Below are 14,074 nucleotides of genomic sequence, written 5' to 3'. Positions count from 1 at the left end.
GGTATCAGTCGATACTCAGGCGGCGCTCACACGCGCCTTGCGCGTGGAGACCTGCGCTTCCGGCGCGCGTTTCACGGTCCAGTAGACGATGCGCAACTCGCCCTCGAACGTCTCGACGAGCGCGGACAGGCTCTCCACCCAGTCGCCGTCGTTGCAGTACAGGATGCCGTCGATGTCGCGGATCTCGGCCTTGTGGATGTGGCCGCAGACCACGCCGTCGCAGCCGCGGCGGCGCGCTTCGTCGGTCATCACGCGCTCGAACGAGGAGATGAAGTTCACCGCGTTCTTGACCTGATGCTTGAGGTACTGCGAGAGCGACCAGTACTGGAAGCCGAGCTTCGCGCGCACGCGGTTGAACCAGCGGTTGAGCAGGAGGATCAGCGTGTAGGCCGAGTCGCCGAGATAGGCGAGCCACTTGGCGTGCTGGATCACGCCGTCGAAGAGATCGCCGTGCACGACCCACAGGCGCTTGCCGGTGAGCGTCGTGTGAAAGGCTTCCTCGCGCACGTGGATGTCACCGAACGCGAGATTGCAGAACTGGCGCGCGCTCTCGTCGTGGTTGCCCGGGATGTAGATGACCTGGGTGCCCTTGCGCGCCTTGCGCAGCACCTTTTGCACGACGTCGTTGTGCGCCTGGGGCCAGTACCAGCCCTTCTTCAACTGCCAGCCGTCGATGATGTCGCCCACGAGGTACAGATACTCCGACTCGTTGTGGCGCAGAAAGTCGAGCAGATACGACGCCTGACAGCCGCCCGTGCCGAGATGGATATCGGAGAGCCAGATCGTGCGGTAGCGGGTGGGATCGGGATGGTCGTCGTCGTGGGGGCCGGAGGCGGGGGCGTCGTCGATCGACGAGGGCGGCAGGGGCGGGACGGGAAAGGTGGCTCCGCCGGGAGATGGGTGGAACGTGGCGGAGTCGGTGCCTCGTCCGGTGGTCTGCCGGAACAGGGTGGTCGCTGACGTCTTTTGGGCCATGGCGCGCGCGGCAGGTTGTAATACGCGCATTGCGCCATGCCGCCGTGACGGCAACATGACAGTCACGAGAAGGTCTCGTTACGCAGTCCCAGGGGTCCCGTGCAGCCGCTTTTCCGGCGCGATAGGGGATGTCGTGCGCCGGCTACGCCTTCGCGCCTTGTGGCGCGATTGCGACAATGCGCGTGCCCGCAATGCGGTCGTGAAGGAACTGGCGGTCGTGGGAGAAGCGGGCGCTCGCGGCCCAGATCACGAACCAGCAGGCAACGAGCGCAAGCGTGTGCGGAATCGAAAGATCGAGCAGCGGATGCAGCACGAGCGGCGGCAGGAACCAGAGCCAGGCGGCGAGATAGCGCAGCGTCGCTCGCGCGAGCGCGGGCGGCTTGCCGTCGGGGCCGACCACACGCAAACGCCAGGTCTTCATCGGCAGCGTCTGCCCGCCCTTGTGCCAGAAGCCGACGAAGTACGTGCCGGCCACGAAGATGATCCAGACTGCCATCGCGTTGTGATGCGTGTAGCCATTGCGCTGCTGCAGGACGAGGCTGAACGCGAGTCCCGCGGCGAAGACGACGCCGAACAGCAGCACGCTTTCGTAGACGAACGCGGCGAGGCGGCGACGAATCGAAACGGGCGCAGGTTCAACCGCGAAGACTGCGGCGGGCGGCAGGGCGGCGGCTTGGGCGCTTTCGGACACGATGGCGTCAGTTCGGGGACGGGACGTCCAAAGCATAACCTCGAAAACGCGCGCGGCGAAACGACCGCAACGCCGCGGCGGGGTTAACGAGGGTGCGAAGGGTGCGCGCGAGGGCGCCGCGAGCACCGGGTTGAGGCTTCAGGAGCCCTTGAACGCCGCGGGTGCTTCGGCGGGCGAGACAGGGATGGGCGTGGCGGGGACGAAGCTCCCGGCGGCGGGAATGCCCGACGCAAACGACGAAGCCACCGCCGGCTCGCCCGGCGCGCCGGGCGCTGTGGGCGCGAGACCCGAACCCGTGCTGCTCGCGCCAGCCGAGCCCGATGCCCCGGTGACGCCTGCGGGCGCGTGCGGCAGGCCGCGGTGATCACGCTCGTTGACGAGGCGCTGGATATCGCGGATCTCGCTCTTGTTGCCGCTGGGCGGGGCGCTCACGACGGTGGGCCGGCGCTTGTGCTCGCTCGCGGCAAGGCGTTCTTTCTGCTCTTCAGGGAGTTGCTGGTAAGCCTTCCAGGCGCGCTGGCGCGCCTGCGCCGGCAATTCCTTGGAAACCTGGTAGTTTTCGCGCGCCACACGCCGTTGCTCAGGCGTCATGCCGACCCATTCCGCCATGCGCTCATGCAAGCGCTTCTGGGCGTCGGGCGACATTTTCGGGTAACGGGCGGCGATCTTTAGCCATTTGCGCTTGCGCTCGTCGCTGAAGCGGTCCCATTCGACGGCGAACGGCGCGAGCGCCGTGTGCTGCGCATCGCTCAGATGCGCCCACGCGAGCGGATTGGACTGGCCGGGCAGCGGCGCAAAGGTGGTCGTGATCGAATTATCGACCGGAGGCGCTTTCGCCTGCGCGGGCGCGCCAGCGGTGTTTTCGCCGGTGGGCTCGGGATGAAAGCGCGGGTAGGTCGCCACATACGACACCACTGCCGCGACCAGACATCCAATGACAACGGCCAGGCCGCGCTTGTAACTCACCCCGTCAGTCTCCCGCTCAGAGTCCTTAGTGCGCGCGCGTCAGATACGCGTTGAACCCGTGATCGAGGTAGGCCGTGAGCGGCAGGTCGTCGCTCAGCATGGCCGCGTCGATATCGGCGAGTTCAGCGGTGCGTTGCTGATCTTCGAAGTACGCGATGGCAAAGAGGCCCGCCACGAGTGCCGCGAGCGGCCAGGCGAGCGCGAAGCGCGCGAGCGCGGAACGGCGCCGCGCGGGCCGGGGCATGGGCGCGCCGGACAGACCGCCGACGCCGGCCGCGGCGAGCGCCGGGGCGCGTACGAGCACGACCTCGGCCTTTTTCTGGGCGAGTGCGGTCTTGCGTGCGGCGGCGAGTCGGGCGGTGGTGGCAGCGGGCAGGTTGGCGGCGCTCTCGTCGAGCGCACGACGCATTTCCCGCACGAACGCCAGTTCTTTATTTTCGAGGGCGGAGCTCATAGGGTGATTCCTTTGGCCTTGAGCGCTTGAGCCAGCGTGTGGGTTGCCCGCGAGCAGTGCGTTTTCACGCTGCCTTCGGAGCAGCCCATTGCGGCGGCAGTCTCGGCGACATCCATATCCTCCCAGTAACGCATCAGAAACGCCTCCCGTTGACGTGCCGGTAATTTCTGGATTTCGTCGTCGATCATCTGGAGCACCTGCGCGCGCTCGATCTGCTGCTCGCTGCTCTCGGCGCCAGCCGTACCCTGCTCGGCCTCGAAGGTCTCGAGGGGGTCGAATTCCTCGTCGTCGGCGTTGCCGAGCGACGAAAACAGGCTCACCCACGTATTGCGTACTTTCTGCCGACGAAAATAGTCGTGCATCGTATTTTGCAAAATACGCTGAAAGAGCAGGGGGAGTTCTGCGGCCGGGCGGTCTCCGTATTTTTCCGCGAGCTTGATCATCGCGTCCTGCACGATGTCGAGCGAGGCGTCGTCGTCCCTTACGGCGTAGACCGTCTGCTTGAACGCGCGTCTTTCGACGCCCGCCAGAAAGTCGGCGAGTTCCTTGTCTGATGCCATCCGTTGCAGGGCGCCGCCGCCAGCGTACGCGTAATCGTTCGAAAAATGTCGTAAAACTCGCGGATCGTAGCAAATTTTCGCGCCAACAGGCTAGCGGAAGGCCGTGAGAATGCTTCGCATCATGGATGCGCCGGCCCTGATGCCTGTCCTGTCGGCCCCTGGCCGGCGCCGCGAGGCGTGCGCGCTGTCGCAACGTTCGTGCCCGGCTTCTCAATAATTGCTTGACCGAAAGGCACCGAGCCGCTATCTTCGACGGTTCGCAACATAAGTGACTAGTCTCAATTCGGATGTGGCCCAAGAAGCTCATCTGTCAACTGGACGCGCCGCTTGAACCCGAGCCACAAGCCCGGCAGAGAGCACCCGATCAATTTTTTGCCGAAAATTCGAAAGGTCAATGATGAACATGCCCAGCGCGGAATTCTCCACGTCGGTCCCCCCTTCGCAAGAATCTGACCCTCAAGCGCATACGTCCATCGGCGGAACCGTGCTGATGAAGGCGCTCGCAGACGAGCAGGTCGAATTCATCTGGGGCTATCCCGGCGGCTCGGTACTCTACATTTACGACGAGCTGTACAAGCAGGACAAGATTCAGCACGTTCTCGTGCGCCACGAACAGGCAGCCGTGCACGCGGCCGACGCCTATGCGCGTTCGACCGGCAACGTCGGCGTGTGTCTCGTGACCTCGGGGCCTGGCGTCACCAATGCGGTGACGGGCATCGCGACGGCCTACATGGACTCGATCCCGATGGTGATCATCAGCGGCCAGGTGCCTACCGCCGCGATTGGTCAAGACGCCTTCCAGGAGTGCGACACGGTCGGCATCACGCGTCCCTGCGTGAAGCACAACTTCCTCGTGAAGGACGTGCGCGATCTCGCCGCCACCGTCAAAAAAGCTTTCTACATTGCGCGCACCGGCCGTCCCGGCCCTGTGCTGATCGACATTCCGAAGGATGTGTCGAAGACGCCGTGCACGTATGAACCGATCAAAAACGTCACGCTGCGTTCGTACAACCCCGTCACCAAGGGCCACTCGGGGCAGATCCGCAAGGCGGTGTCGCTGCTGCTCTCGGCAAAGCGTCCGTACATTTATACCGGCGGCGGCATCATCCTCGCGGATGCGTCGCGCGAACTGAACCAGTTCGCCGATTTGCTCGGCTACCCGGTCACGAACACGCTGATGGGTCTGGGCGGCTACCGCGCGAGCGACCGCAAGTTCCTCGGCATGCTCGGCATGCACGGCACCTACGAAGCCAACATGGCGATGCAGCACTGCGACGTGCTGATCGCGATCGGTGCGCGCTTCGACGACCGTGTGATCGGCGACCCGGCGCACTTTGCCTCGCGTCCGCGCAAGATCATCCACATCGACATCGATCCGTCGTCCATCTCGAAGCGCGTGAAGGTCGATATCCCCATCGTCGGCGACGTGAAGGAAGTGCTCAAGGAGCTCATCGAGCAGCTTCAGCACGCCGATCACGGCCCGGATACGGCCGCGCTCGCCGACTGGTGGAAGGACATCGAAGGCTGGCGCGAGAAGAACTGCCTGAAGTTCGACCGTTCGAGCGAGATCATCAAGCCGCAGTACGTGGTGGAGAAGGCGTGGGAGCTCACGGGCGGCAACGCGTTCGTGTGCTCGGACGTGGGCCAGCACCAGATGTGGGCCGCACAGTTCTACCGCTTCAACCAGCCGCGCCGCTGGATCAACTCCGGCGGCCTCGGCACTATGGGCTTCGGCCTGCCGGCGGCGATGGGCGTGAAGATGGCGCACCCGGACGACGACGTGCTGTGCATCACGGGCGAAGGCTCGATCCAGATGTGTATTCAGGAGCTGTCGACCTGCAAGCAGTACGACACGCCCGTGAAGATCATTTCGCTGAACAACCGCTACCTCGGCATGGTCCGCCAGTGGCAGCAGATCGAATACAGCAAGCGCTATTCGCATTCCTATATGGATGCGCTGCCCGACTTCGTGAAGCTCGCCGAAGCGTACGGCCACGTCGGCATGCGGATCGAAAAGACCGCGGACGTCGAGCCGGCGCTCAAGGAAGCGCTGCGTTTGAAGGACCGCACGGTGTTCCTCGATTTCCAGACCGACCCTTCCGAAAACGTCTGGCCGATGGTACAGGCCGGCAAGGGCATCACCGAGATGCTGCTCGGCTCGGAAGACCTGTAACGGTATTTGCACGGCGCCGTTTCGAGCTCGCGCGGCGCGCGTCCACACAAGGGGCGCGCGGGTTCGCGGGGAAGGGCGGCAGCCGCATCTGCCAAATGCGAAACTGGATAAATCGCGGATCACATCATGAGACACATTATTTCCGTTCTGCTGGAAAACGAGCCGGGCGCGCTCTCGCGCGTGGTCGGCCTCTTCTCGGCACGCGGCTACAACATCGAAACCTTGACGGTGGCGCCGACCGAAGACCGTTCGCTGTCGCGCATGACCATCGTTTCCATTGGCTCGGACGACGTGATCGAACAGATCACGAAGCATCTGAACCGCCTGATCGAGGTGGTGAAAGTGGTCGACCTTACCGAGGGCGCCCACATCGAGCGCGAGCTGATGCTGATCAAGGTAAGGGCGGTCGGCAAGGAACGTGAGGAGATGAAGCGGATGGCGGATATTTTCCGCGGCCGTATCATCGACGTCACCGAAAAGACCTACACGATCGAACTGACGGGCGCGAGCGACAAGCTCGACGCGTTCATCGAAGCGATCGATGCGACCGCGATTCTCGAGACCGTCCGTACGGGCGGCTCGGGCATTGGGCGCGGAGAGCGCATTCTGAAGGTGTGACCCGACCACAGTCGATCTTGCACCGGAACCTGACCGGATGCGTCCTTAATCGCATCCGGTGCAGCAAAAGCTAATAGCAGTACCGATATTCACCAGACTCTCGCCAAGGAACCAACATGAAAGTTTTCTACGACAAGGACGCCGATCTCTCCCTCATCAAGGGCAAGCAGGTCACGATCATCGGTTACGGCTCGCAAGGCCACGCACACGCGCTGAACCTGAAGGACAGCGGCGTGAACGTCACGGTCGGTCTGCGCAAGAACGGCGCATCGTGGAGCAAGGCTGAGAACGCCGGCCTGCAGGTCAAGGAAGTGGCCGAAGCGGTGAAGAACGCCGACGTCGTCATGATGCTCCTGCCCGACGAGCAGATCGCCGATGTCTACGCGAAGGAAGTCCACGCGAACATCAAGAACGGCGCAGCGCTCGCGTTCGCCCACGGCTTCAACGTGCACTATGGCCAGGTGATCCCGCGCGCGGATCTGGACGTCATCATGATCGCCCCGAAGGCACCGGGCCATACGGTTCGCGGCACCTACTCGCAAGGCGGCGGCGTGCCCCACCTGATCGCTGTCCACCAGGACAAGTCGGGCGCAGCGCGTGACATCGCTCTGTCGTACGCGGCAGCGAACGGCGGCGGCCGTGCCGGCATCATCGAAACGAACTTCCGCGAAGAAACCGAAACCGACCTGTTCGGCGAACAAGCCGTGCTGTGCGGCGGTACGGTCGACCTGATCAAGGCTGGCTTCGAAACGCTGGTCGAAGCGGGCTACGCGCCGGAAATGGCCTACTTCGAGTGCCTGCACGAACTGAAGCTGATCGTCGACCTGATCTATGAAGGCGGCATCGCCAACATGAACTACTCGATCTCGAACAACGCCGAGTACGGCGAGTACGTGACGGGCCCGCGCGTCATCACGGCCGAGACGAAGAAGGTCATGAAGGAAGTCCTGAAGGACATCCAGACCGGCGAATACGCCAAGAGCTTCATCCTGGAAAACAAGGCCGGCGCACCGACGCTGCAATCGCGCCGCCGCCTCGGCGCCGAGCACCAGATCGAAGTGGTCGGTGCAAAGCTGCGCGCGATGATGCCGTGGATCGCCGCGAACAAGCTGGTCGACCAGTCGAAGAACTAATCTGACGGTATTAATCTGACTGCGTGTACGGTTTTTTGCCGACACTCATCAGTTTGACCTGAGTCAGACCCGAAAAAGCCGCCCAGGTGGGATGAACCCTGGGCGGCTTTTGCTATCCTACGGTTTTCAAAATAACAGCGAAGCCACCATGAATTACCCTCATCCGATCATCGCGCGCGAAGGCTGGCCGTTCATCGCCATTGCGGCCGTCGTGGCGCTCTTGATCCATGCGGTCGCAGGCTTCGGACTCGCATGGCCCTTCTGGCTGATCCTGATCTTCGTCGTCCAGTTTTTCCGCGATCCGCCGCGCCCGATCCCGAGCCAGGCCAACGCCGTGCTGTGCCCGGCGGACGGCCGCATCGTCGCTGTGGAAACCGCGCACGACCCGTATGCAAACCGTGAAGCGCTCAAGATCAGCGTGTTCATGAACGTCTTCAACGTCCACTCGCAACGTTCGCCCGTGGACGGCGCCGTCGCCAAGGTCGAGTACTTTCCGGGCGCGTACCTGAACGCCGCCATCGACAAGGCTTCGACCGAGAACGAGCGCAATGCCGTGGTGCTGACGATGGCAGACGGCACGACCGTCACCTCGGTGCAGATCGCGGGCCTCATCGCGCGCCGCATTCTCTGCTACGTGCGTGCCGGTGAGCCGCTTTCGCGCGGCCAGCGCTATGGCTTCATCCGCTTCGGCTCGCGCGTCGACGTCTACCTGCCCGTGGGCAGCCGCCCGCGCGTGTCGATTGGCGAGAAGGTGTCCGCCTCGTCGACGATCCTCGCCGAACTGCCGACCCAATCGGCATAAAGGAGGGCTGCGATGGCCGGATTCAAACAGCGTCGACCCCGTAACCCCGCCGGCGGGCCGCTGCCGCGGCCGTTCCGGCGCAACAAGGCCGTGCAGGAGCCCATGGGCGTCGCCGCGAACCGGCGCGCGGCGCGCCAGGAGTTCCTGAAGAAGCGCGGCATCTACCTGCTGCCCAACGCGTTCACCACGGCGGCGCTCTTCTGCGGCTTCTTCGCGGTCGTGCAGGCCATGAACGTGCGCTTCGAGGTGGCGGCCATCGCCATTTTCGTGGCGATGGTGCTCGACGGCATGGACGGGCGCGTGGCCCGCATGACGCACTCGCAAAGCGCGTTCGGCGAGCAGTTCGACAGCCTTTCGGACATGGTGTCGTTCGGCGTGGCGCCCGCGCTCGTGATGTACGAGTGGGTGCTCAAGGATCTCGGGCGCTGGGGCTGGCTCGCGGCATTCGTCTACTGTTCGGGCGCGGCGCTGCGTCTTGCGCGCTTCAATACGAACATCGGCGTGGTGGACAAGCGCTTCTTCCAGGGCCTGCCGAGCCCGGCTGCGGCCGCGCTCATCGCCGGCTTCGTCTGGCTCGCCACCGACAACCGCGTGCCCGTGAAGCTCTCGTGGCTGCCGTGGGTGGCGTTCGTCCTGACGATTTACGCCGGCGTGACGATGGTGTCCAACGCGCCGTTCTACAGCGGCAAGGCGCTCGACGTGCGCCATCGCGTGCCGTTCGCGGCCACGCTGCTCGTGGTGGTGGCGTTCGTGCTGGTGTCGTCCGATCCGCCGCTGATGCTGTTCGGCCTGTTCGTGCTCTACGGCCTCTCGGGCTACGTGTTCTGGGCGTACCAGGCCGTGCGCGGACGCTCGAACCCGGCGCGTTCGTCGCCGCGCGAGCGGTAGGGCGCGGGTGCGGGAGGGCTGCAAAGGGGCTGCGCGCGAGCGCGGCCCTTTTTCTTTTTGCGCGCGCCCACGCGGTTGCCCGGGCTGGTCTCTTCCAATTGCGCTATCGGCGGATTCCGGCTATAGTCGGCGGCATGGACACCATCCAGTTCCCCCTCTCCTCTCTTCAAGCCGGCGCGCTACTAAGCACGCTAGCGCTAGCGCGCCTGCCGCGCTGATCTCGCTCGCCCTCCGTAAGCCTCGTTCATTGTCAGCGTCGCCATCGGTGGCGCGAACACCCAAAATCCGTTTTAGACATTGAACAAGTCCCCCTGGAGACCCGAAATGGCAGCAGACAAGCTCATCATCTTCGATACGACGTTGCGTGACGGCGAGCAGTCGCCCGGTGCGTCGATGACGAAGGAAGAGAAAATCCGCATCGCGAAGCAACTCGAGCGCATGAAGGTCGACATCATCGAAGCCGGCTTCGCGGCCAGCTCGAACGGCGACTTCGACGCGATCCACACGATCGCCGGCATGGTGAAAGACAGCACGATCTGTTCGCTCGCCCGCGCGAACGACAAGGACATCCAGCGCGCCGCCGACGCGCTCAAGCCCGCCGACCACTTCCGTATCCACACGTTCATCGCCACCTCGGCGCTGCACATGGAGAAGAAGCTGCGCATGTCGCCCGAGCAGGTGCTCGAGCAGGCGAAGCTCGCGGTGCGCTTCGCGCGCAAGTTCACGAACGACGTGGAGTTCTCGCCCGAAGACGGCAGCCGCTCGGACATGGACTTTCTGTGCCGCGTGCTCGAAGCCGTGATCAACGAAGGCGCGACCACGATCAATATCGCCGATACGGTCGGCTACGGCGTTCCCGAGCTGTACGGCAACCTCGTGAAGACGCTGCGCGAGCGCATTCCGAACTCGGACAAGGCCGTGTTCTCGGTGCACTGTCACAACGACCTCGGCATGGCCGTGGCGAATTCGCTGGCCGGCGTGCAGATCGGCGGCGCGCGCCAGGTGGAGTGCACGATCAACGGTCTCGGCGAGCGCGCGGGCAACACCTCGCTCGAAGAAATCGTGATGGCCGTGAAGACCCGCAAGGACTACTTCGGTCTCGATCTCGGCATCGACACCACGCAGATCGTGCCGGCTTCGAAGCTCGTTTCGCAGATCACCGGTTTCGTCGTGCAGCCGAACAAGGCCGTGGTCGGCGCCAACGCCTTCGCGCACGCCTCGGGCATCCACCAGGACGGCGTGCTCAAGGCGCGCGACACCTACGAGATCATGCGCGCGGAAGACGTGGGCTGGAGCGCGAACAAGATCGTGCTCGGCAAGCTCTCGGGCCGCAACGCATTCAAGCAGCGTCTGCAGGAACTGGGCATCCAGCTCGACAGCGAAGGCGAACTGAACAACGCGTTCGCACGCTTCAAGGAACTGGCGGACCGCAAGGCCGAAATCTTCGACGAAGACATCATCGCGATCGTCACGGAAGAGTCGGCCCAGGCGCAGGATCAGGAGCACTTCAAGTTCATCTCGCTCGCGCAGCACTCGGAAACGGGTGAGCGTCCGCACGCACGCGTCGTGTTCTCGGCCGACGGTAAGGAAGTGACCGGCGAAGCCGCGGGCAACGGCCCGGTGGACGCCACGCTCAACGCGATCGAAACCGAAGTGGGCAGCGGCTCGGAGCTTTTGCTGTACTCGGTGAACGCGATCACGACGGGCACCCAGGCGCAGGGCGAAGTGACGGTGCGTCTCTCGAAGGCCGGCCGCATCGTCAATGGCGTGGGCACCGATCCGGATATCGTCGCCGCTTCGGCGAAGGCGTATATCTCGGCGCTCAACAAGCTCTACTCGGGCGACAAGGTCAATCCGCAGCGCTCCGAAACGGTTTGAGCGGTTGCGAGGCATCTTGCCTCGCATCGCACAGCCGATGAAAAACCCCCGGCTCGCTAGAGCGCGGGGGTTTTGTTTTTTGCGGCGCCGGGGCCGCTGCGGCCAAAGCAATCAGAACAGGCTGCGGCGATCCGGATCGTGCAGCGGATCGGGTGTCTTCTGCGTGAGCCGCAGAATGCCCTGGTCGTCGAAGTAGAAGCTGTAGAGCATGTACCAGACGTTGTCTTCGAGGTAGCGGTAGGTCCACGCTTCCTTCTTCATCAGCGGGAAGTAGGAGGTTTCGACCGGGCGGCCGAAGTTCACGAGCACGTCGCTGCGCGTCCATTTGCCGATTTCCGCGCGATAGAACTCGTTGGGCTGCAGCACCTGGCGCACGTTCACGACGCGGCCGCTGGCGTCGATGTCGGCGGCCGTGGTGACTTCGCCCATCGGCTGGGTCGGCCACATCAGGCGCTTGCCGCCGTCGGGCAGGTCGTAGGTTTCAGCCGGCGGGCCGAAGCGGGCGATCACGGACTGCGCGTCGTCGCCTGCATGGAATTGTTGCCACGGCTGGGCGCAGCCGGCGAGCGCGAGTGCGCCCACGCCCGCGAGGAGCCCGAGACGCAAGCGGCGCGAGGCGAAGCGCACGGGTGTTGCGAGCGAGGTTGAGAGGCGCGTGAACATGATGTCCCCCGATGGCAAGGTTTCAATGACCGCCGTGAATGTGGAACCCTTATTTTGACACGGCGCGAGACGCTCGCGGGGCGGCCCCGTCCGGCAGGCGGTGGATCGCGGCCTTGCCGTCGCCCCGCCTTGCGGCCTATGATCCGCGCTTCGAATGACAATCGGGCTGGCATCAAACAATGAGAATAAAGCGCATGACGGCACGCACGACGCGTGCGGCGGCGATCATGGTCGCCATGACGGCGCTGGCGGCAGGCCTTGGGGCCGCAACCGGCGCACAGGCGGATGAGGCGCCGACCGGCAAGCCGATCCAGCTCGCGCTCATCGAAGGCATGTCCGGCCCCTTCGCGGACGCGGGCGCGGCCGTCGAGCGCAATCTGCGCTTCGGCGTGGAGCGCGTCAATGCGCGCGGCGGCGTCGTGCTGCGTGACGGGGCGCATCCGCTCGAACTGGTGACGCTCGACAGCAAGGGCAGCCCCGAGGCGGCGCTCGTGCAGCTGCGCATGGCGCAGGACCGCCACATCGGCTACGTCATGCAGGGCAACAGCTCGGCGGTGGCGGCGGCGCTCGAGTCGGCGGTCGATCGCCAGGCTACGCGCGATCCGGAGAACCGCGAGCTCTTCCTCAACTATTCCGCCGACGACCCCGCGCTCACCAACGCGAATTGCAGCTTCTGGCATTTCCGCTTCGACGCGCACGCGGGCATGCGCATGGACGCGCTCGCGGACGTAATCGCCGCGGACAAGTCGGTGAAGAAGGTCTATCTGCTCAACCAGGACTACAGCTTCGGTCACGACGTCAGCACGCTCGCGCGCGCGGCGCTCGCGAAGGACCGTCCGGACATCGCCGTCGTCGGCGACGAGTTTCACCCCATCGGCCGCGTGAAGGACTTTGCGCCTTACATCGCCAAGATTCGCGCAGCGGGCGCCGACGCCGTCATCACAGGAAACTGGGGCAATGACCTCACGCTGCTCGTGAAGGCCGCGCGCGAGCAGGGCCTCGACGCGAAGTTCTACACGTTCTACGGCAATAGCCTGGGCGCGCCGGCGGCGCTGGGCGACGCGGGCGTGAAGCGCGTGATCGCGGTAGCCGACTGGCATCCGAACGTGAACGGCGCCGCCTCCGACGCGTGGTACAAGGCGTTCCGCGCGCGCTATCCGGCCGCGAAGGACGACTACCCGGTGCTGCGCATGTCGATGATGGTGGAGATGCTCGCGCAGGCCCTGACGAAGGCGGGCACGGCCGACCCCGCGACGGTCGCGAAGGCGCTGGAAGGCATGCGCTTCGACAATGGCTTTCACCCCATGTGGATGCGCGCCGACGACCACCAGGTGATTCAGCCCCTTTACGTCATGGAGATGGACAAGCAGGGTACGCCCGGTGTGCGCAACGACAACGAGGGTTCCGGCTACGGCTTTCGCACAGTGCTGGCGCTGCCCGCGGAGAAGACCGTGCCCGCCACGGTCTGCCAGATGAAGCGGCCTTGACAGCGCCCCTTACAAGCGGTTTCGCGGCAAATCGGGGCTGTGCTACAATACGCCCCTTGTCGCGAACCTGCGGCAAGACAATCACGCAGTCAGAACCAAGCCACGGCACGGCCTTTCTTCCGTGACCGCTCGTTTGTTTTAAAGGAAAAGCAAAATGTCCGTAGCAGATATCAAGAAGTCCGACGTCGTCGCGCAATTCGCGCGCGGCACCAACGACACGGGTTCGCCCGAAGTCCAGGTTGCGCTCCTGACGTCGCGTATCAACGAACTGACCTCGCACTTCAAGTCGCACGCGAAGGATCACCACAGCCGCCGCGGTCTGCTGCGCATGGTGAGCCGCCGCCGCAAGCTGCTCGACTACCTGAAGGGCAAGGACGCTGACCGTTACCGCGCGCTGATCGAGAAGCTGGGTCTGCGTAAGTAATCGGAAGGTCTTCCGCAAAGATGCCTGTGTCAGTTCCACTGATGCAGGCATTTTGTTTTTGAACGGTGCGCTTCATGCGGCTTTTCAAGCTGTTTTGATGCGATAAACACCGGTCCGTAACACAAGGCAACACCACGTAGCACCAGCAGTACAAGCAGCAGGGCCGGGCCTCGGGGCAGAGCTTTGTGTCATTCCAGCAGATCGTACGCGGCGATGCGTCACAGCCGCATTGCAACCGTTTTGCAACCTCGCGATCCGCTGGAATGGCATAACACTCCTCTTCCTGCGCGGTGTCGGAGCCTGTCTTGCCGCATCGTCCGCGTGTGCGGGCGGCGCATAACAAATGAGTAAGGAGTGAGTGA

General features: G+C 64.2%; 14 protein-coding genes. 8 read left to right on the top strand and 6 right to left on the bottom strand.

Annotation, left to right across the window (positions count from 1 at the left end; genetic code table 11):
• Positions 1-15: 15 nt before the first annotated feature.
• From AB4Y36_RS19785 to AB4Y36_RS19765, 5 genes are all read right to left on the bottom strand, one after another.
• On the bottom strand, positions 16-975 hold the full coding sequence (locus tag AB4Y36_RS19785) for a UDP-2,3-diacylglucosamine diphosphatase (RefSeq protein ID WP_342947953.1): 960 nt from the start codon (positions 973-975) through the stop codon (positions 16-18).
• 142 nt (positions 976-1,117) lie between these two features.
• Positions 1,118-1,639: an RDD family protein gene (locus tag AB4Y36_RS19780; RefSeq protein ID WP_256094758.1), complete on the bottom strand. Its 522-nt coding sequence runs from the start codon at positions 1,637-1,639 to the stop codon at positions 1,118-1,120.
• Positions 1,640-1,804: 165 nt separating this feature from the next.
• Positions 1,805-2,632 carry a DUF3106 domain-containing protein gene (locus AB4Y36_RS19775; protein ID WP_368683889.1) on the bottom strand — a complete coding sequence of 276 codons (828 nt, stop codon included), beginning with the start codon at positions 2,630-2,632 and terminating at the stop codon, positions 1,805-1,807.
• Positions 2,633-2,657: 25 nt separating this feature from the next.
• On the bottom strand, positions 2,658-3,086 hold the full coding sequence (locus AB4Y36_RS19770) for a DUF3619 family protein (protein WP_069265289.1): 429 nt from the start codon (positions 3,084-3,086) through the stop codon (positions 2,658-2,660).
• Positions 3,083-3,646, bottom strand: coding sequence for an RNA polymerase sigma factor (locus AB4Y36_RS19765; RefSeq protein ID WP_069265288.1), 564 nt, complete (start codon positions 3,644-3,646; stop codon positions 3,083-3,085). Before AB4Y36_RS19765 ends, AB4Y36_RS19770 begins: the two co-directional genes overlap by 4 nt.
• Before the next feature lie 397 nt (positions 3,647-4,043).
• Here AB4Y36_RS19765 and AB4Y36_RS19760 point away from each other — a divergent pair, with 397 nt between their 5' ends.
• The 6 genes from AB4Y36_RS19760 (at position 4,044) to AB4Y36_RS19735 (ending at position 11,138) form a co-directional block, all read left to right on the top strand.
• Positions 4,044-5,819, top strand: a complete 1,776-nt coding sequence (locus tag AB4Y36_RS19760; protein WP_069265490.1) for an acetolactate synthase 3 catalytic subunit — start codon at positions 4,044-4,046, stop codon at positions 5,817-5,819.
• Positions 5,820-5,945: 126 nt separating this feature from the next.
• Positions 5,946-6,437, top strand: a complete 492-nt coding sequence (gene ilvN / locus AB4Y36_RS19755; protein ID WP_027795483.1) for an acetolactate synthase small subunit — start codon at positions 5,946-5,948, stop codon at positions 6,435-6,437.
• Between the two features lie 116 nt (positions 6,438-6,553).
• The gene (ilvC, locus tag AB4Y36_RS19750) at positions 6,554-7,570 is read left to right on the top strand and encodes a ketol-acid reductoisomerase (protein WP_028205689.1); all 1,017 of its coding nucleotides are present in this window, start codon (positions 6,554-6,556) and stop codon (positions 7,568-7,570) included.
• 148 nt (positions 7,571-7,718) lie between these two features.
• Entirely contained in the window at positions 7,719-8,372 is a 654-nt protein-coding gene (locus AB4Y36_RS19745) for a phosphatidylserine decarboxylase (protein ID WP_028205688.1), read from the top strand.
• Positions 8,373-8,384: 12 nt separating this feature from the next.
• On the top strand, positions 8,385-9,260 hold the full coding sequence (gene pssA / locus AB4Y36_RS19740; protein ID WP_028205687.1) for a CDP-diacylglycerol--serine O-phosphatidyltransferase: 876 nt from the start codon (positions 8,385-8,387) through the stop codon (positions 9,258-9,260).
• Positions 9,261-9,584: 324 nt separating this feature from the next.
• Positions 9,585-11,138 (top strand): 2-isopropylmalate synthase, encoded by a 1,554-nt coding sequence (locus AB4Y36_RS19735; protein WP_342947955.1) that lies wholly within the window; start codon positions 9,585-9,587, stop codon positions 11,136-11,138.
• Between the two features lie 111 nt (positions 11,139-11,249).
• Here the strand turns inward: AB4Y36_RS19735 and AB4Y36_RS19730 are convergent, their stop codons facing one another.
• On the bottom strand, positions 11,250-11,801 hold the full coding sequence (locus AB4Y36_RS19730; RefSeq protein WP_069265286.1) for a hypothetical protein: 552 nt from the start codon (positions 11,799-11,801) through the stop codon (positions 11,250-11,252).
• 194 nt (positions 11,802-11,995) lie between these two features.
• Here AB4Y36_RS19730 and AB4Y36_RS19725 point away from each other — a divergent pair, with 194 nt between their 5' ends.
• Both AB4Y36_RS19725 and rpsO read left to right on the top strand, forming a co-directional pair.
• Entirely contained in the window at positions 11,996-13,288 is a 1,293-nt protein-coding gene (locus tag AB4Y36_RS19725; RefSeq protein WP_368683888.1) for a branched-chain amino acid ABC transporter substrate-binding protein, read from the top strand.
• Positions 13,289-13,442: 154 nt separating this feature from the next.
• Positions 13,443-13,712, top strand: a complete 270-nt coding sequence (gene rpsO, locus AB4Y36_RS19720) for a 30S ribosomal protein S15 (protein ID WP_042271770.1) — start codon at positions 13,443-13,445, stop codon at positions 13,710-13,712.
• Positions 13,713-14,074: the final 362 nt, after the last annotated feature.

The organism is Paraburkholderia sp. BR10936, assembly GCF_040965735.1.
Classification (GTDB): Bacteria; Pseudomonadota; Gammaproteobacteria; order Burkholderiales; family Burkholderiaceae; genus Paraburkholderia; species Paraburkholderia nodosa_A.
Note: the sequence above shows the minus strand (reverse complement) of the source record. Positions and strands in the feature narration are given on the sequence as shown.

Excerpts from the sequence above, each read along its gene's own strand:
- AB4Y36_RS19785 (WP_342947953.1), bottom strand. The coding sequence starts at position 975 with ATGGCCCAAAAGACGTCAGCGACCACCCTGTTCCGGCAGACCACCGGA.
- AB4Y36_RS19770 (WP_069265289.1), bottom strand. The coding sequence starts at position 3,086 with ATGAGCTCCGCCCTCGAAAATAAAGAACTGGCGTTCGTGCGGGAAATG.
- AB4Y36_RS19765 (WP_069265288.1), bottom strand. The coding sequence starts at position 3,646 with ATGGCATCAGACAAGGAACTCGCCGACTTTCTGGCGGGCGTCGAAAGA.
- AB4Y36_RS19760 (WP_069265490.1), top strand. The coding sequence starts at position 4,044 with ATGAACATGCCCAGCGCGGAATTCTCCACGTCGGTCCCCCCTTCGCAA.
- ilvN (WP_027795483.1), top strand. The coding sequence starts at position 5,946 with ATGAGACACATTATTTCCGTTCTGCTGGAAAACGAGCCGGGCGCGCTC.
- ilvC (WP_028205689.1), top strand. The coding sequence starts at position 6,554 with ATGAAAGTTTTCTACGACAAGGACGCCGATCTCTCCCTCATCAAGGGC.
- AB4Y36_RS19745 (WP_028205688.1), top strand. The coding sequence starts at position 7,719 with ATGAATTACCCTCATCCGATCATCGCGCGCGAAGGCTGGCCGTTCATC.
- pssA (WP_028205687.1), top strand. The coding sequence starts at position 8,385 with ATGGCCGGATTCAAACAGCGTCGACCCCGTAACCCCGCCGGCGGGCCG.
- AB4Y36_RS19735 (WP_342947955.1), top strand. The coding sequence starts at position 9,585 with ATGGCAGCAGACAAGCTCATCATCTTCGATACGACGTTGCGTGACGGC.
- AB4Y36_RS19730 (WP_069265286.1), bottom strand. The coding sequence starts at position 11,801 with ATGTTCACGCGCCTCTCAACCTCGCTCGCAACACCCGTGCGCTTCGCC.
- AB4Y36_RS19725 (WP_368683888.1), top strand. The coding sequence starts at position 11,996 with ATGACGGCACGCACGACGCGTGCGGCGGCGATCATGGTCGCCATGACG.
- rpsO (WP_042271770.1), top strand. The coding sequence starts at position 13,443 with ATGTCCGTAGCAGATATCAAGAAGTCCGACGTCGTCGCGCAATTCGCG.